We start from the raw sequence: 15190 nt of genomic DNA on the forward strand, positions 1-15190 counted from the left end.
CAGGATGGGCAAAGCGCAGCGTGCCCATCGGGAAACCGCGTGGGTCATGATGGGCACGGCCCTCCGGGCCTTTACCCATCCTACGCGCTATGCGCTGTCAGTTTCTTTCCGCTGCAATGTAGGATGGGCAAAGCGAAGCGTGCCCATCAAACGTCCTTTGCGCCTCCGCGTACGCCCTGTTCCGTGTCCGCTGCAGAACAGGAAACGGCATGCCTGCCCTCTTGCCCGTCGCGATGCCTTGCTGCAGCGGGCCGGTTCAGCCCGCCGCGCGCAGCCACGCCTGCCAGGCCGCGAACAGTTCCGCGTCCGGCGAGGCGACCACCGGGCGCGGCGCCATGTCGGCGCGGAACACAGGATCGCCCTCCAGCGTGGCGCTGAAGCCGCCGGCCTCTTCCAGCAGCAGGGTGCCCGCCGCGAAATCCCACAGCTTCTGCCCGCCGTGCAGATAGACATCGCCGCGACCGGCCGCCAGCCAGGCCCATTCCAGGGCACAGGAACCGAAGTTGCGCTGTGAATGCCAGGGCGGTCGCTCGGCGCAGGCGCGGCGAAGTGCCGGCTTCAGCCGCTTGAAGTCCACCAGCGCGATCGCCTTCGACAGCGGTGTGTCGCGCGGTTCCAGTTGCAGCCGTTCGCCGTTGCGGAAGCAGCCATTGCCGCGGCTGGCGTATACGGACTCGTCGCGCACCGGGTCGTGAATCACGCCCACTACCGGCTGTCCCGCCTCGATCAGCGCCAGCGAGACACCGAAGAAGGGAATACCGGCAGCAAAGTTGCTGGTGCCGTCGAGCGGGTCGAGGCACCAGAGCGGCCGGCCCTCCGCCAGCAGGGCGGTCTGTTCGTCGGTGCCCATTTCCTCGCTGAGAAAGCCGATCTCCGGCCAGTCGCGGGCGAGCGCCTGCTGCAGCCGGCGGTCCATGGCCAGGTCGGCCTCGGTGAGCACGCTGCCATCGGCCTTGAAGCTGCGGCGGACGCGCTCGAAGCGCGGCATCAGTTCCTCGCGGGCGGCGCGGCGGACCAGTTCCGCCAGGGTCGTGGGATCGGGCAGGGGCATGGAGGCTTTCCGCATGGAGTCAGGAAGAACAGCTGATGGCGACGCGTGGCGCATCGGGCGGCGGTGGCAGGGCGTAGGCCTCGTCCACCGGCTGGTCGTCGAAGGGGCGCGAAAGGATCCGCTGCAGCCGCTCGACCTCGCTGAAGTCGCCGCGCCCGGCGGCCTCGATGGCGCGCTGCGCAAGGTGATTGCGCAGGATGTACTTCGGGTTCTCGCGGCACTGCCGCTGCCGGCGCTCAGCATCGTCGCGGCCCTCGGCGCGCAGCCGCTGCCGGTAGTCGGCATGCCATGACGGAAAGGCCTCGCTGGTGGCGAAGTGCTCGACGAGCGCGGGGCCGGGCGCTTCGTTCGCGTGCGTGTGTTCGGCGAGCAGCCGGAAGCTGCGTGTGTAGTCGAGGCTTGCGTCGGCCATCAGTGTCAGCAGGCGCTCGATCAGGGCATCGTCGCCTTCGCGTGCCTCCAGCAGGCCGAGGCGGGCACGCATGCCCTGCGCGTAGCGTGCGCGGAAGCGTTCGACATAAGTATCGAACTCGGCCTTTGCGGCCTCCGCCGCCTCGGCGGCATCGTCGGCGAGAATGGGCAGCAGGGCCTGCGCCAGGCAGCTCAGGTTCCACAGCCCCACGTCGGGCTGGCGGTCGAAGGCATAGCGGCCCTGGTGGTCGGAGTGGTTGCAGATGAAGCCGGGTTCGAAGGCATCGAGAAAGCCGAACGGGCCATAGTCCAGGGTCAGGCCGAGGATGGACATGTTGTCGGTGTTCATCACCCCGTGCGCGAAGCCGATCCGCTGCCAGTCCGCCATCAGGTCGGCGGTACGCCGGGCCACCTCCCGGTACCAGCCCAGGTAGTCGCCGGGCGACAGCCCGGGGAAGTGGTGTGCCATGACATGATCGGCGAGCCGACGCAGCCGTTCGAACTGGCCACGATAGTAGAACACCTCGAAGGAACCGAAACGGACATGACTGGGTGCCATGCGCAGCAGTACCGCGCCGGTTTCGATACGCTCGCGGTAGACCTCCTCGGGCGAGTGGCCGATGCACAGGGCGCGGGTAGTGGGTATGCCGAGCGCGGCCATGGCCTCCGAGCACAGGTATTCGCGGATGGTCGAACGCAGCACCGCGCGGCCATCGCCGTCGCGCGAGTAGGGGGTCAGGCCCGCGCCCTTCAGTTGCAGTTCCCAGCGCTCGCCGGCACTGTTGGTGACCTCGCCGAGCAGGATCGCGCGGCCATCGCCCAGCTCCGGCACCCAGTGGCCGAACTGGTGGCCCGCGTAGAGCATGGCCAGCGGTTCGGCGGCCGGGTGCGGGGCGTTGCCGGTGAGGAAGGCCGCAAGCTGCGGATGCCGGATTTCGTCGGGACTCAGGTCGAGCAGCCGTGCGGCGTCGGGGCTCACGGCCACCAGCCGGCAGTCGCGCAGCGGCGTCGGTTGCACGCGGCTGAAGAAGGCCTCGCCGAGGCTGGCGAAGCTGTTGCTGAACCGCAGGCGCTCGAGCAGCGAGGCCGGCGTGTCGGGATGTGGGCTGCTCATTGGGGCATGATGGCCGGCGCCGGGAGGCTGCACAACCCGCGCCGGGTACGGGAATTCAGCGGCGCATCAGTTCCATCAGCTCGGAACGGGTGCGGGCATCAGTCTTGAAGGTGCCGCGCATGGCGCTGCTCACGGTCGAGCTGCTCTGCTTTTCCACGCCCCGCATCATCATGCAGAAGTGGCTGGCCTCCATCACCACGCCCACGCCATGGGGTCCCAGGATGTCCATCATGGCATCGGCGATCTGGTTGGTGAGCCGTTCCTGTACCTGGAGGCGGCGGGCGAACACGTCCACGATGCGGGCGATCTTGGACAGGCCGATGACCTTGCCCCTGGGCAGGTAGGCGACATGGGCGCGGCCGAAGAAGGGCAGCATGTGGTGCTCGCACAGGGAGTAGAACTCGATGTCCTTGACCAGCACCATTTCCTCGCAGTCCTCGCTGAAAATGGCGTTGCGGACGATGTCCTCGACCGTCGTGCGATACCCGCTGGTGAGGAAGTCCATGGCCTTGGCCACGCGCAGCGGGGTGCGCTTCAATCCCTCGCGCTCGGGCGATTCGCCGATGCGCTCCAGCATCTGTCGCACCAGACTCTCGAACTGGGGATCGTGGCTTTCCTCGGAATCGGTGTCGTAGTCGTCGTAGACGGGATTGGCCGGGGTGATGCGCTTGGTCATGGGCGTCCTCGAACCGTCGGGTTGATATGCTCGGCGGTGGGACAGACTATAGCAGTTCCCCCGACCGGCGCACTTTTCCCCATGGAATCTGCGGATCGGCGGACAGTGGAGAACCGAGATGACAGAGAAGCCGTTGCACTTCGTCAAGCGACGGAACTACCAGAGCATCGTCAAGGACAAGGTGGTGCGGCTGCGCTATGCGCTGTTCGACCTCGATGCCGGCGAGCAGGTGCTGGCCTATCGCGACGATCTCTACTACCTGCATGGCCGCTATGGCGGCGCCTTCCCGAAGGTGGAGGAGGCGCTCGAGGGCCTGGGCGTGGATGCCAAGGTCGAGGTGGACCTGGCGCCGGAGGAGGCCTACGGGTCACGCGATCCCGGCCTGGTGCTGCAGGTGCTGGCCGACGAGCTGCCGCCGGAGGTGCGCCGGGTGGGTGCCGAGATCGAGGGCGAGGCCGAGAACGGCGACACCCGCCGCTTCCGCGTGACCCGGGTCGAGGACGGCGTGGTGACCCTGGACGGCAATCACCCCCTGGCCGGGCGCCGGTTGCGCTTCGTGCTCGAGGTGCTGGACATCCGCGAGGCGCGGCCGGAGGAGATCGAGGCCGGCTATGCCTTCGCGCCCGGCGCCGATCGGGATCGGGGCTGAGATCCGTGGCCGGGACCCTGCCCTGCCGGCTGTTGCTGGACCAGGGCGGGCATTCGCTGCGTGGCCGGCTGCTGGCGCCCGACGGCGCGCTGCTGCGGTCGGAACAGGTGGGACTGGACCCCGCCGCCGATCCCGATCCTGCGGTGCTGGCCTCGGCCCTGCAGGAGTTGATCGATGCCCTGGTGGCAGAGGCCGCAGCCGATGTCCCGATCGAGGCCGCCCTGGCGACCGAGCGGGCCAGCGTGCTCGCCTGGGATGCGCAGACCCGACAGCCGCTCTCGCCCCTGCTGCGCTGGAACCGGCATGCATCCGCCTGGCTGCCCGGGCTGACGGCGGACGAGGCCGGGCGACTGCGGGCCAGCACCGGCCTGCGGCTGTCGTCGCATTATGGCGCGCCCAAGCTGGCGGCGCTGTACCGATCGCGTCCCGACCTGCGGGCGTTGGCCGCGGCGGGCCGGCTGCGGCTGGGCCCGCTGGCGGGCTGGCTGGTGGCCGCGTTGACCGGGGACGACGGCGTGGACGAGACCACGGCCGCCCGCACCCTGCTGCTCGACGTGCGCCGCGGTGAGTGGGCGCCCTCGCTGGTCACGGCCTTCGGTCTGCCCCGGTCTGCCTTGCCCGAGGTGCGTGCGCCCGGCGCCGGTTTCGGCACGCTGGCGGCGGGCGGGCGCCGCGTGCCGCTGCGCCTGTTGATTGGCGACCAGTCTGCCGCGGTCCATGCCGCGGGCACGGCCGTGCTCAACCTCGGTTCGGGTGCCTTCCTGCTGCGGCCTCTGGCCGACTTCACCACGGCACCGGGACTGCTGACCACGGGACTGGGCGAGGTCGATGGCCGCCGGCGCTTCGCCCTCGAGGCGACCGTCAACGGCGCGGCCAACGCCCTGGATACCGTCGCCGCGGCGAGCGGCGTTGCCCTCGGATCGGAACTGCTGGCGGCGGCCCTGGCCGAGCGGGAGGGTGTTCCACTGTTTCTCAATTGCGAGGGTGGTTTGGGCGCGCCCTGGTGGCGGGCCGATGCGCGCAGCCGCTGGCTGGGCGAGGCGGCCGACCTGCCGCGCCGGCTGCGCGCGGTGCTGGAGTCGCTGGTGTTCCTGGTGCGGGTCAATGTCGAGGCCATGGTCGTCGCCGCAGGTCCGATCGCCCGGCTCTGCATCGGCGGCGGCCTCAGTGCCGTGGCCGGCCTGGCGCAGTTGCTGGCCGACGGCCTCGGTCGCACGGTCGAGATCGCGCGCGATCCCGAGCTGACCCTGCAGGGGCTGGCCGCACTGACGGGCGGGCCGGAAGCCGCAGGGTTCGATGCCCGGCGCCCGCGGCCGGACGCGGTGCTGGAAGCGCGCTTCCAGCGCTGGTACCGCGCCATGGTCGAGGCCTTCGGGCCGCCGGAGTCCGCACTGCCGGACCCCACGTCATGAAGCCGGTCATCGTTGCCCACCGTGGTCACGCCCGCGAATTTCCGGAGAACACCCGGCCGGCGTTCGAGTCGGCACTGGGCCTGGGCGCGCCCTTCATCGAGCTGGATGTGCAGTTCAGCCGCGACGGGGTGCCGGTGTGCCTGCACGACGCCGATCTGGCGCGGGTGTCAGGCAGGCCGGTGTCGGTGCTCGACAGCGACTGGGCACGATTGGCCGAATGCCCCGTCGGCGAACCGGCCCGCTTCGGCCGGCGCTTCGAGTCGGTGCGACCGATGCGCCTCGATGCCCTGCCGGAACTCCTCGCCGCCCATCCCGCCGCCCGCGCCTTCGTCGAACTCAAGGACGAGAGCATTGCCGCCTTCGGTCTCGATGCCTGCCTGGCCGGCATCGGCGCGGCCCTGGGGAGCGTGGCCACGCGTTGCTGGCTGATCGGCTACGACGCCGCCGTGGCAGCCGCAGCCCGGGACGCCGGTTTTGCCGGCGCTGGCTGGGTGCTGTCGGCCTGGGATGATGCCCATCGCCAGCGTGCGCAGGCACTGGCGCCGGACTTCCTGTTCGTGAACCACCGTCGCCTGCCACCCGAGCCCGCGCCCCTGTGGCCGGGTCGCTGGCAGTGGGTGAGCTACGAGATCGACAGCTTGGCGCTGGCGCGCGCGCTCATGGCGCGTGGCATCCGTCACCTGGAAACCATGGCCGTGGGTGCGCTGATGGAGGGACTGGCCGATGCGTCGGGCTGACTGGGACACGGTGGTGATCGGCGCCGGCATCCATGGTGCAGGCTGTGCCCAGGCGCTGGCCGCCGCCGGGCACCGGGTGCTGGTGCTGGAGCAGACGGCGGTCGCAGCCGGTACCTCCAGCCGGTCCAGCAAGCTGATCCACGGCGGCCTGCGTTATCTGGAGACGGGCCAGTTCGCACTGGTGCGCGAGTGCCTGGCCGAGCGCGAGCGCCTGCTGCGCCTGGCGCCGCGGCTGGTGCGCCTGACACCGCATTTCATTCCCGTCTATCCCGGCATGCGCCGGCCGGCATGGAAGATCCGCCTTGGCCTCGTCCTGTACGCCCTCCTGGGCGGGCTGGGGCCGCATGTGCGTCACCATCGGCTGCGCCTGCGCGACTGGCCGAATCCCGACGGCCTGCGCCGCGAGGGTCTGCGGGCGCTGTTCCGCTATCAGGACGGCCAGACCGACGATGCCGCCCTGACCCGCGCCGTGATGGCCTCGGCCGAGTCGCTGGGAGCGCGGCTGGCCATGCCTGCCCGCTTCGAGGGCGCGCGCTGGGAAGAAGGCCGCTGGCGGCTGTGCTGGCAGCAGGACGGGGCGGTGCAGTCGGCCACGGCCCGTACCCTGGTCAACGCCGCCGGTCCCTGGGTGAACGCGGTGCTGGCACGGATCGAGCCGCGGCCGCCCCGCGCGGCGGTGGAGCTGGTGGCAGGGACTCACCTGGTATTCGACCGGCCGCTGCGCGCGGGTGTGTATTACGTCGAGGCCCCGGACGACGGGCGTGCCGTGTTCCTGATGCCCTGGCAGGACGAGCGCACCCTGGTGGGCACCACTGAACGCCCCTGGGATGGCGAACCGGGCGCCGTGGCGCCGAGTGCAGCCGAGGTCGACTACCTGCGCCGTACCGCGGCGCATTACATGCCGGCCTTCGCTGCCCTCGAGCCGGCCGATGCCTTCGCCGGCCTGCGGGTCCTGCCAGCCGCCGACGGCGATCCCTTCCGCCGTGCCCGCGAGACGCTGTTCCAGCAGGACCAGGAAGGGCACCTGGTGTCCATTCTGGGCGGCAAGCTGACCGCCTATCGGGTCACGGCCGCGCGCGTCGCCGGGCTGCTGGTCCCGCGGCTGCCGCGGCGGGCGCGGCGGGCGGACACGGCGACGTTGCGGTTGGGTTTGGGTGAGGCGTGAGGCGGATCAGGGCTCGCGGGGATGGAAGCGCAGGGCGGCCGAATTGATGCAGTAGCGCAGCCCGGTGGGCGGCGGGCCGTCGGGGAACAGGTGGCCGAGGTGCGCGTCGCAGTGCCCGCAGCGGACCTCGGTGCGCACCATGCCGTGACGGGTGTCGGTCAGTTCCCGGATCTGGGCGTCCTCGGCGCGGTTGCTGAAGCTGGGCCAGCCGGTGCCGGAATCGAACTTGTCGCGCGAGTCGAACAGGGGGGCGTCACAACAGACGCAGTGGAAGCGGCCGTCACCCTTGAAGTCGTGGAAGGCGCCGGTGAAGGGCGGCTCGGTGCCACCGCAGCGAGTGATGCGGTACTGTTCCTCGGTCAGTGTCTCGCGCCACTTGTCGTCACTCATGGGGGCCGTCTCGTTACGCGATACGCACCAGAATGCGACCGTCCTCGATGCGTACGGGGTAAGTGCGCAACGGCTCGGTGGCCGGTTCTTCCAGCGGGCGGCCGGTGCGCAGGTCGAAGCGGCTGCCGTGGAGGGGGCAGGACACGCAGTGGTCCTTGAGCGCGCCCAGATACAGGGAGGCATCCTCGTGGGTGCACATCTCGTCGGTGACCAGGATCTCGCCATCGGCATTGGCGATCAACAGCCGGCGGCCGGCAGCCCGGGCGCGGCTCAGGGTGCCGGGCGGCACGTCGTCGAGGTATCCGATTTCCACGAAGCTTTCGTTCATTGAGGCTCCCCGTTCAGATGCCCGGGAGTGTGCCTGTTCCGCGGCAGGGCGTCCAGCCCTCCCCGGGCGCGGCTGCAAACAGGGCATCATCCGCTGCCTCTGGCCCAACATGGGGGCTGGCCGCAGCCCCGTTCAGGAAGGCGACCGCCGGGCCGATGACAGGGGAATGATGAAGCACCGGTATCCAGGACGACAGGCCGGCGTGCTGCGCACCCTCCGGGTGGCGGTGCTGCTGGTGGTGCTCGCCGCGGTCGCGGGCGAGAGCTATCTCAGCCGGCTGCGCACCACCGACTGGGATGCCCCGCTGTGGGTGGCGGTGTATCCCATCAATGCCGACGGCAGTCCGGTGACCCGGGCCTACATCGAGGGCCTCGATGACGCCGCCTTCGAGCCGATCGAGGCCTTCCTGTCGCGCGAGGCCAGGCGTTACGGGTTGTCGCTGGCTCACCCCATGGTATTGCGGCTGGCGCCCGAGGTGCAGGAACTGCCGCCCGAGCCGCCGCGCGACGGGCCGTTCGCCATCATGTGGTGGAGCCTGAAGATGCGCTACTGGGCCTGGTCGCGGACCCGTGATGCCGGCGGTCCGCCAGCCAACATCACCCTGTTCGTGAAGTACCACGATCCCGCGCGGCACCAGCGGCTGGCCCATTCGGTGGGGTTGCAGAAGGGCCTGCTGGGCGTGGTCAATGCCTATGCCAGCCGCGGCATGCGCGGCCAGAACCAGGTCATCGTTGCCCACGAGCTGCTGCATATCGTGGGCGCCACGGACAAGTACGACATGCAGACCCTGCAGCCGATCTGGCCCGAGGGCTACGCCGAACCCGACCGCTCTCCGCGTCATCCGCAACGCCGTGCGGAGCTGATGGGCGGGCGCATACCGTTGTCCGCGACCCGGGCCGAGATTCCGCGCAGTCTGCGGCAGGTGGTGGTGGGCCCGGTGACGGCGGCGGAGATCCGCTGGCTCCGGCCCTGACCCGCCAGGCCGTTGCGTGATGTCGCCTTCGCCTGTCCGATGCGGGTAGAATCCCGCGCTTTCCATGGAGACACCGCATGAGTGCGCCCCTGCTGCTGGCCATCGTCGAACTGGGCGGCTATCCCGATTTCTCGCCGCTCTATCGCCGCCTCGGTTGCGAGGTGGTCGTCGAACGTACCATGCGCAAGGCCGTTGCCACGGCCCGCAAGCGCAAGCCGCGAGTGATCGTAGCCGAGTTCAACTACCAGTCGGACTTTCGCGACCGCACCAGCAGCCTGGAGACCCTGCAGGCGGTGGTGCAGCGCCTGCCGGATACGCGGGTGATCGTCTTCTACGACCGGGACGCGGAAGCGCAGCTCGCGCGCCTCAGGAGCCGTTTCGAGCCTTTCCGGGTGCTGGCCTTTCCGATCGAGGAGGCGGAACTGGAGGCGGCGGTGAAGGCCGCGCTGGCTGACTGAGCCGGCCCGGATCAGCGCCGGGAGCGGCGCTCGCGGCCGCGGAAGCGCGTCACCTGCTTCACGACCTCATGGTAGGGAATCCGGTCGATGTCGCCGAAGCGCGCCTCGGCGCGATTGAGCAGGTCGAAGGCATCGTCCACGGTGGCGGCGCCTTCCCGTTCCGGGTCGAGCAGGGCCTGCAGTCCGAGCAGGCCGCCGGCCTGCACGCGGATTTCCTTGTTGTGCGGCAGGGGGCCGCCGATGCTGGGCATCTGCAGGGCGAAGCGGGCGCTGTTGCGGGTGCGTTCGAGAAAGGCCGTGCAGCGGGCCAGGGCCTCGTCGGACTGGCAGCCTACACCCTCACGGTCAGCGAGGTAGAAGCGCCGCATGCAGGAACAGCCGACCTGCCGGGCATTGAGCGCCTTTTCATAGATGCAGCGGCGCGCGTTGACCGTCTTGTAGGTGGCGCGGTACTCGTCCTCTTCCATGACAGCGCCGGCCTATTTCTCCCATTCCATGACGATGGGCTTCTCGCGCTTTTCCATCAGCCGCTCCTCGGCTTCCAGCCGGCTGCCGGCGAACATGATCTTGACCGTGATCCCGGTATCGCGGCCCAGCTCGGCGCGGCGTGCGCGGGCGAACTTCTTGGCGTCCTGGAAGCTGTCGAACTCGGTCTGGTAGTCGAGGTTCTTGACCAGGCCGGTCGGGTCCGAGGTGATGTGATAGACGAAATAGGGCATGGTCCTGTCGATCCTCTTCAACGTGTGACGACGTGCGGACAGGAGTCCGCGGGCGCACCATTCTAGCAGTTCGGGACCGTTCGCCCCATGCAACCGCAGCGGCAGCGGGGTTTTCGGTGTCACCCGGCGATGCGTGCCCGCGCTACAATGGAGGTTGACACTCGCGCCGGAGGAATCCCGAGACATGGTCAACAAGCCTGACATACGCACCGCCGTTCCGAAGCATCGCTACCAGCTTGGCGAGTTCCAAGTGGTGGTGCTCGGCGAGGTCGAGAGCGGCGATGCGCAGGACTATCGCTACATCATGGCCGTGGTACGGGAGGGCGATCCCGAGCCCGGCGTCTATCTCACTTGCGAGCGCCTGCCGGCCGAGCAGCGTAGCGGGGGCGCCTATGGCATGCGCCTGGTGATGCGTGACGGGGCCGAGCTGCTGGGCCAGGAAGACGGCTGGCGCGACCTGCACCGTTTCACCGAGGACGGGCTGGCGGTGTTGCGCAAGCTGCTCAACCTGGGCGACGAGACGCCGTACCGGCTGATGTGAGCCGGGCATGAGCCATCGCGTCACCCTGCTGCCTTCCGGGCACAGTTTCGAGGTCGAGCCCGGCGAGGTGCTGCTGGATGCCGCGCTGCGCGCCGGCCTGAATATCCGCTATAGCTGCAACAGCGGGAGTTGTGGTGAATGCCTGGCGCGGCTGGTGGAAGGCGAGCTGGGCCCGGTCGGCCATCACGACTTCGTCATCCCCGGGGCGGAGCGGTTCCGCGGCGCCTTTCTCATGTGCCGGGCCACGGCTGCCTCGGATCTGGTGATCGAGGCCGGCGAGGCGCGCAGCGCGGCGGACATCCCCCGCCAGCGGCTGACCGCGACCGTGGCCAGGCTCACCCCTCTTTGCGACGACGTGCTCGAAGTGCAGTTGCGCACGCCGCGTTCGCGGACCCTGCGGTTTCTTGCCGGCCAGCATGTCACCCTGCGGCTGCCGGGTGTGCCGCCGCGCAACAAGTCCATCGCCAGTTGCCCCTGCAACGGCATGCTGCTGCAGTTCCATGTCAGGCGCGTGCCGGGCGATGCCTTTTCCGAGTATGTGCACACGCAGCTGAAGGCACGGCAGAAGGTCGAGCTGGAAGGGCCCTGGGGCGACTTCGTGCTGGACGAGGATTCGCGCCGGCCGATCATGTTTCTGGCCTTCGAGACCGGCTTCGCGCCGATCAAGAGTCTGATCGAGCACGCCATCTCCCTTGAGCTGCCGCAGCCGATGCGGCTGTACTGGGTGGCCCGCGACGCGTGCGACCATTACATGGAAAACTACTGCCGTGCTTGGCAGGACGCGCTCGATGATTTCCATTTCATCCCCGTGGCCGGCGACGGGGGGCGGACCGACTGGCTGCCGCCGGAGACGGTGCCGGGCCTGCCGGCACAGCTCGATTCCGCCGCGCGCGCCGTGCTGCACGGCGCCTGGCGCATGACGCAGGACTTTCCCGATGTCGGCCCCTTCGACATCTATGCCAACGGGCCGGCGTCGGTGATAACGGCCGCCCGCGCCCTGCTCGGGGCGCACGGGTTGCGCGAGGACCGGCTGTTCGTGGACGAGTTCGAGCGCTTCCCGGGGTAACACCGTACCCGGCCCCCACTTCCGACCTGGTGCAATATGCGGGTTAGGGCTACATGCCCACCGACTCCACTGCATGCCCCAGCAACAGCACGAACCCTTGCTGGCGGATGATGCCATCGGTACTGAACTCGAAGCGGTAGGTGCGTGCCAGCCGCACCCGGCCGCCGGCGTCGCGCCGCAGCCGCAAACGGGCGAGGCTCACCGACTGGTCGAGCAGCTGCAACCCTTGGGCCTCGCAGCTGCGGGTGGCGGCGCCGAGCGCGATTTCCCGTGCGCGCAGACCATCCAGCCAGAACCAGACCAGGCCGGCGACGCCGAGCAGGGCGAGCAGGGGGGAGGGCACGGCTCAGGCGTCGATGTCGGGGATCAGGCTGCTCTCCAGGCGCTCGATCATGTCCTTGAGCAGCAGCTTGCGTTTCTTCATCCGCGACAGGGCGAGCTGGTCCATGTGCGGATCGTGCGACAGGCGGGTGATGGCGTGGTCCAGGTCGCGGTGTTCGAGGGTCAGTTCCTCGATGCGTCTGCGGATGCTGGCAGCCTCGGCTTCGTCCATACCTGAATACCCTGCGGCGGGGATAACCCCGAATGCTGTGTGGGAAAGCGCGAGGCAATGGGGCGGTGCACTGCTATAATGGGTCCAGGTCCCGGCCTCGCCGTTTCATTCTCCGCTCCCCGCGGATCGATCTCAAGCATCCCCATGAATCCGCCCCCCGACCTCTTTTCCCATCGGCCCTACTGGGCGCGGCGTTTCGGTACGGCGCCCTTCCTGCCCATGTCGCGAGAGGAGATGGACGATCTGGGCTGGGATGCCTGCGACATCATCCTGGTCACCGGCGATGCGTACGTCGATCACCCCAGCTTCGGCATGGCGGTCATCGGCCGGGTACTCGAGGCACAGGGCTTCCGGGTCGGCATCATCGCCCAGCCCGACTGGCGAGACACCCGCGACTTCGAGCGCCTGGGTGCGCCCACCCTGTTCTTCGGCATCACTGCCGGCAACATGGATTCGATGGTCAACCGCTATACTGCCGACCGCAAGATCCGCTCCGACGATGCCTACAGCCCCGGCGGGGCCGGCGGCCGGCGGCCCGATCGCTCGGTGATCGTCTATGCCCAGCGCGTGCGCCAGGCCTTCCGCGATGTGCCCATCGTGATTGGTGGCATCGAGGCCAGCCTGCGTCGCATCGCCCACTACGACTACTGGGCCGACAAGGTGCGCCGCTCCATCCTCTTCGACAGCCGCGCGGACCTGCTGGTGTACGGCAATGGCGAGCGCCAGATCCTGGAGATCGCGCATCGGTTGGCGGCGGGGGAATCGGTGCGGGAGCTGCGCGACATCCGTGGCACCGGCTTCGTGTGCAAGCGTCCGCCGGCGGGTTGGACCGAGATCGATTCCAGTCGGGTCGACCTGCCGGGGCCGGTGCAACCGCATCCCGACCCCTATGCCGCCACGCCGGTGCAGTCCGAGGCGCCGGCCGCCGGTGGCGAGACCGGTGTGCCGCTGCGGTTCCGGCCGCGCGATACGGAGGGGCCGGTAGTGGTGCGGCTGCCGGCCTACGAGACGGTACGCGACGATCCCGTGGCCTATGCCCATGCCTCGCGGGTGCTGCACCTGGAAACCAACCCGGGCAATGCGCGGGCGCTGGTGCAGCGCCATGGCGATCGCGAGCTCTGGCTCAATCCGCCCGCACTGCCGCTGCGCACCGAGGAGCTGGACCGGGTGTTCGAACTGCCCTACCAGCGGGTGCCGCATCCGGCCTATGGCGATGCGCGCATTCCAGCCTACGAGATGATCCGTTTTTCGGTGAACATCATGCGCGGCTGTTTCGGCGGCTGTACCTTCTGTTCCATCACCGAGCACGAGGGGCGCATCATCCAGAGCCGTTCCGAGGATTCCATCATTCGCGAGATCGAGACCATCCGCGACCGGGTGCCGGGTTTCACCGGCGTCATCTCCGACCTTGGTGGCCCCACGGCCAATATGTACCGGCTGGCCTGCCGCGATCCGGAGATCGAGGCCCTGTGCCGGCGGCCGTCCTGTGTCTATCCGAAGATCTGCAGCAATCTGAATACCGACCATGCGCCGCTGATCAGTCTCTACCGCCGCGCGCGCGAGCTGCCCGGGGTGAAGAAGATCCTGATCGCCTCCGGCCTGCGCTACGACCTGGCGGTGGAGTCACCGGAATACGTGCGCGAGCTGGTTACCCATCATGTCGGCGGCTATCTCAAGATCGCGCCCGAACACACCGAGCCGGGGCCGCTGTCGAAGATGATGAAACCGGGAATCGGCACCTATGACCGATTCAAGCGCCTGTTCGAGCGCTATTCGCGGGCGGCCGGCAAGGAACAGTACCTGATTCCCTACTTCATTGCCGCCCACCCCGGTACCACCGACGAGGACATGCTGGCGCTGGCGCTGTGGCTGAAGCGCAACGGCTTCCGTGCCGACCAGGTGCAGACCTTCCTGCCCTCGCCCATGGCCACGGCCACGGCCATGTACCATTCCGGCCGCAATCCGCTGAAGCGGGTGCGGCGCGACGGTGAACGGGTGACCGTACCGAAGGGACTGAAGACCCGCCGCCTGCACAAGGCCTTCCTGCGTTACCACGACCCGGACAACTGGCCGCTGCTGAGGGAAGCGCTCAAGCGCATGGGGCGGGCGGACCTGATCGGCAACGGCAAGCGGCACCTGGTGCCGGCCTGGCAGCCGCGCGGCGAGCGCGTGGCGCGGAAGGGCGGGCGTGGAGCCAATGCATCGGCGGCGCGGCCCTTCCGCACCCAGCACACAGGATTGCCGCGGACACCCAAGCCCCCCGGCGGGCGGGGCACACGGGCCAAGCCGGGGGGCTTGGGTGTCCGCGGCAATCCTGTGTGCTGGGTGCGGAAGGGCGGGCGTGGAGCCAATGCATCGGCGGCGCGGCCCTTCCGCACCCAGCACACAGGATTGCCGCGGACACCCAAGCCCCCCGGCGGGCGGGGCACACGGGCCAAGCCGGGGCGCCGTTCCCGGCGACGCTGAGTCGGCCGACTGGCCCTGGCCCCCGATCGATGGCCACGGAACCCACCGTATCCACGGAAACGATCATTCAACACACTTGGAAGGAAACCGGCAGAGTGACCGACAGGTTCCGTGGATCCAGTGGATGCCGTGGCTATTATTCGCAATGGACTGCGGGCGCCATGAACCCGGCGCGTCAGTTCTTGCCGCTGCTGTCCTTGCGCAGGCCGAGGCGTTCGTCGATTTCGCGTTCGGCATCGAGCCAGTCGGCGACCGGATCGCCGGGGGCGAAACCGCGTTGCTCCGCGCGGAAATAGGCGGCCAGGGCGATCATCTGACGTCGGGTTTCCGGGGTGATTGCCTCGCTGTCGCCAGGAATGTCGGCGGGCTTGATGGTGCGCGTCTTGCGCGGGGTTCGGCGGGCGGTGGTGGTCTTCTCCGCAGTGGTCTGGCGCGTGCGCTTGCTGCTGGTGGTCATGCCTGCTTCCCCTGTGTGACGGTG

At 69.1% G+C, this 15190-nt stretch carries 19 protein-coding genes; 9 read left to right on the top strand and 10 right to left on the bottom strand.

Annotation, left to right across the window (positions count from 1 at the left end; all coding sequences use genetic code 11):
- Nucleotides 1-256 precede the first annotated feature (256 nt).
- The 3 genes from MVF76_RS08895 to folE are packed head-to-tail and all read right to left on the bottom strand — an operon-like array spanning nucleotide 257 to nucleotide 3252.
- Nucleotides 257-1051 (bottom strand): inositol monophosphatase family protein, encoded by a 795-nt coding sequence (locus MVF76_RS08895; RefSeq protein ID WP_297528458.1) that lies wholly within the window; start codon nucleotides 1049-1051, stop codon nucleotides 257-259.
- 19 nt (nucleotides 1052-1070) lie between these two features.
- Complete coding sequence (locus MVF76_RS08900; protein WP_297528459.1) at nucleotides 1071-2576, bottom strand: protein adenylyltransferase SelO; 1506 nt, start codon at nucleotides 2574-2576, stop codon at nucleotides 1071-1073.
- 55 nt (nucleotides 2577-2631) lie between these two features.
- Complete coding sequence (gene folE / locus MVF76_RS08905) at nucleotides 2632-3252, bottom strand: GTP cyclohydrolase I FolE (protein ID WP_297528460.1); 621 nt, start codon at nucleotides 3250-3252, stop codon at nucleotides 2632-2634.
- Nucleotides 3253-3370: 118 nt separating this feature from the next.
- Here folE and MVF76_RS08910 point away from each other — a divergent pair, with 118 nt between their 5' ends.
- Genes MVF76_RS08910 through MVF76_RS08925 form a run of 4 tightly spaced genes read left to right on the top strand, consistent with a single transcriptional unit; the run spans nucleotide 3371 to nucleotide 7215 of the window.
- On the top strand, nucleotides 3371-3901 hold the full coding sequence (locus MVF76_RS08910; RefSeq protein ID WP_297528461.1) for an FKBP-type peptidyl-prolyl cis-trans isomerase: 531 nt from the start codon (nucleotides 3371-3373) through the stop codon (nucleotides 3899-3901).
- A gap of 5 nt (nucleotides 3902-3906) precedes the next feature.
- Nucleotides 3907-5313 (top strand): FGGY family carbohydrate kinase, encoded by a 1407-nt coding sequence (locus tag MVF76_RS08915; RefSeq protein ID WP_297528462.1) that lies wholly within the window; start codon nucleotides 3907-3909, stop codon nucleotides 5311-5313.
- The gene (locus MVF76_RS08920; RefSeq protein WP_297528463.1) at nucleotides 5310-6050 is read left to right on the top strand and encodes a glycerophosphodiester phosphodiesterase family protein; all 741 of its coding nucleotides are present in this window, start codon (nucleotides 5310-5312) and stop codon (nucleotides 6048-6050) included. The genes MVF76_RS08915 and MVF76_RS08920 overlap by 4 nt, the downstream gene beginning before the upstream one ends.
- On the top strand, nucleotides 6037-7215 hold the full coding sequence (locus MVF76_RS08925; protein WP_297528464.1) for a glycerol-3-phosphate dehydrogenase/oxidase: 1179 nt from the start codon (nucleotides 6037-6039) through the stop codon (nucleotides 7213-7215). The genes MVF76_RS08920 and MVF76_RS08925 overlap by 14 nt, the downstream gene beginning before the upstream one ends.
- 6 nt (nucleotides 7216-7221) lie before the next feature.
- Here MVF76_RS08925 and msrB read toward each other — a convergent pair whose 3' ends face one another.
- A complete protein-coding gene (gene msrB / locus MVF76_RS08930) occupies nucleotides 7222-7605 on the bottom strand; it encodes a peptide-methionine (R)-S-oxide reductase MsrB (protein ID WP_297528465.1) in 384 nt (127 codons plus the stop codon).
- Between the two features lie 13 nt (nucleotides 7606-7618).
- A complete protein-coding gene (locus tag MVF76_RS08935) occupies nucleotides 7619-7933 on the bottom strand; it encodes a non-heme iron oxygenase ferredoxin subunit (RefSeq protein WP_297528466.1) in 315 nt (104 codons plus the stop codon).
- Nucleotides 7934-8135: 202 nt separating this feature from the next.
- Here MVF76_RS08935 and MVF76_RS08940 point away from each other — a divergent pair, with 202 nt between their 5' ends.
- The gene (locus MVF76_RS08940; RefSeq protein ID WP_297528467.1) at nucleotides 8136-8906 is read left to right on the top strand and encodes a hypothetical protein; all 771 of its coding nucleotides are present in this window, start codon (nucleotides 8136-8138) and stop codon (nucleotides 8904-8906) included.
- A 77-nt stretch (nucleotides 8907-8983) separates the two neighbouring features.
- Nucleotides 8984-9364: a hypothetical protein gene (locus MVF76_RS08945; protein WP_297528468.1), complete on the top strand. Its 381-nt coding sequence runs from the start codon at nucleotides 8984-8986 to the stop codon at nucleotides 9362-9364.
- An 11-nt stretch (nucleotides 9365-9375) separates the two neighbouring features.
- On the opposite strand, the gene MVF76_RS08950 is transcribed toward MVF76_RS08945, so the two are convergent.
- Both MVF76_RS08950 and MVF76_RS08955 read right to left on the bottom strand, forming a co-directional pair.
- The gene (locus MVF76_RS08950; protein ID WP_297528469.1) at nucleotides 9376-9831 is read right to left on the bottom strand and encodes a hypothetical protein; all 456 of its coding nucleotides are present in this window, start codon (nucleotides 9829-9831) and stop codon (nucleotides 9376-9378) included.
- A gap of 12 nt (nucleotides 9832-9843) precedes the next feature.
- Complete coding sequence (locus MVF76_RS08955; RefSeq protein WP_297528470.1) at nucleotides 9844-10083, bottom strand: hypothetical protein; 240 nt, start codon at nucleotides 10081-10083, stop codon at nucleotides 9844-9846.
- 184 nt (nucleotides 10084-10267) lie between these two features.
- On the opposite strand from MVF76_RS08955, the gene MVF76_RS08960 reads away from it, so the two are divergent.
- Complete coding sequence (locus MVF76_RS08960) at nucleotides 10268-10624, top strand: hypothetical protein (protein ID WP_297528471.1); 357 nt, start codon at nucleotides 10268-10270, stop codon at nucleotides 10622-10624.
- Nucleotides 10625-10631: 7 nt separating this feature from the next.
- Nucleotides 10632-11690 (top strand): 2Fe-2S iron-sulfur cluster-binding protein, encoded by a 1059-nt coding sequence (locus MVF76_RS08965; protein ID WP_297528472.1) that lies wholly within the window; start codon nucleotides 10632-10634, stop codon nucleotides 11688-11690.
- Between the two features lie 49 nt (nucleotides 11691-11739).
- On the opposite strand, the gene MVF76_RS08970 is transcribed toward MVF76_RS08965, so the two are convergent.
- Entirely contained in the window at nucleotides 11740-12033 is a 294-nt protein-coding gene (locus MVF76_RS08970; RefSeq protein WP_297528473.1) for a DUF3301 domain-containing protein, read from the bottom strand.
- A gap of 3 nt (nucleotides 12034-12036) precedes the next feature.
- On the bottom strand, nucleotides 12037-12243 hold the full coding sequence (locus MVF76_RS08975) for a YdcH family protein (RefSeq protein WP_297528474.1): 207 nt from the start codon (nucleotides 12241-12243) through the stop codon (nucleotides 12037-12039).
- Nucleotides 12244-12387: 144 nt separating this feature from the next.
- Between MVF76_RS08975 and MVF76_RS08980 the strand changes: the two genes are divergently transcribed.
- The gene (locus tag MVF76_RS08980; RefSeq protein WP_297528475.1) at nucleotides 12388-14709 is read left to right on the top strand and encodes a YgiQ family radical SAM protein; all 2322 of its coding nucleotides are present in this window, start codon (nucleotides 12388-12390) and stop codon (nucleotides 14707-14709) included.
- Between the two features lie 175 nt (nucleotides 14710-14884).
- Here the strand turns inward: MVF76_RS08980 and MVF76_RS08985 are convergent, their stop codons facing one another.
- The gene (locus MVF76_RS08985; protein WP_297528476.1) at nucleotides 14885-15166 is read right to left on the bottom strand and encodes a DUF2934 domain-containing protein; all 282 of its coding nucleotides are present in this window, start codon (nucleotides 15164-15166) and stop codon (nucleotides 14885-14887) included.
- Between the last annotated feature and the right edge of the window lie 24 nt (nucleotides 15167-15190).

Origin of the sequence: Thiohalobacter sp. (assembly GCF_027000115.1) — a bacterium.
Classification (GTDB): Bacteria; Pseudomonadota; Gammaproteobacteria; order Thiohalobacterales; family Thiohalobacteraceae; genus JALTON01.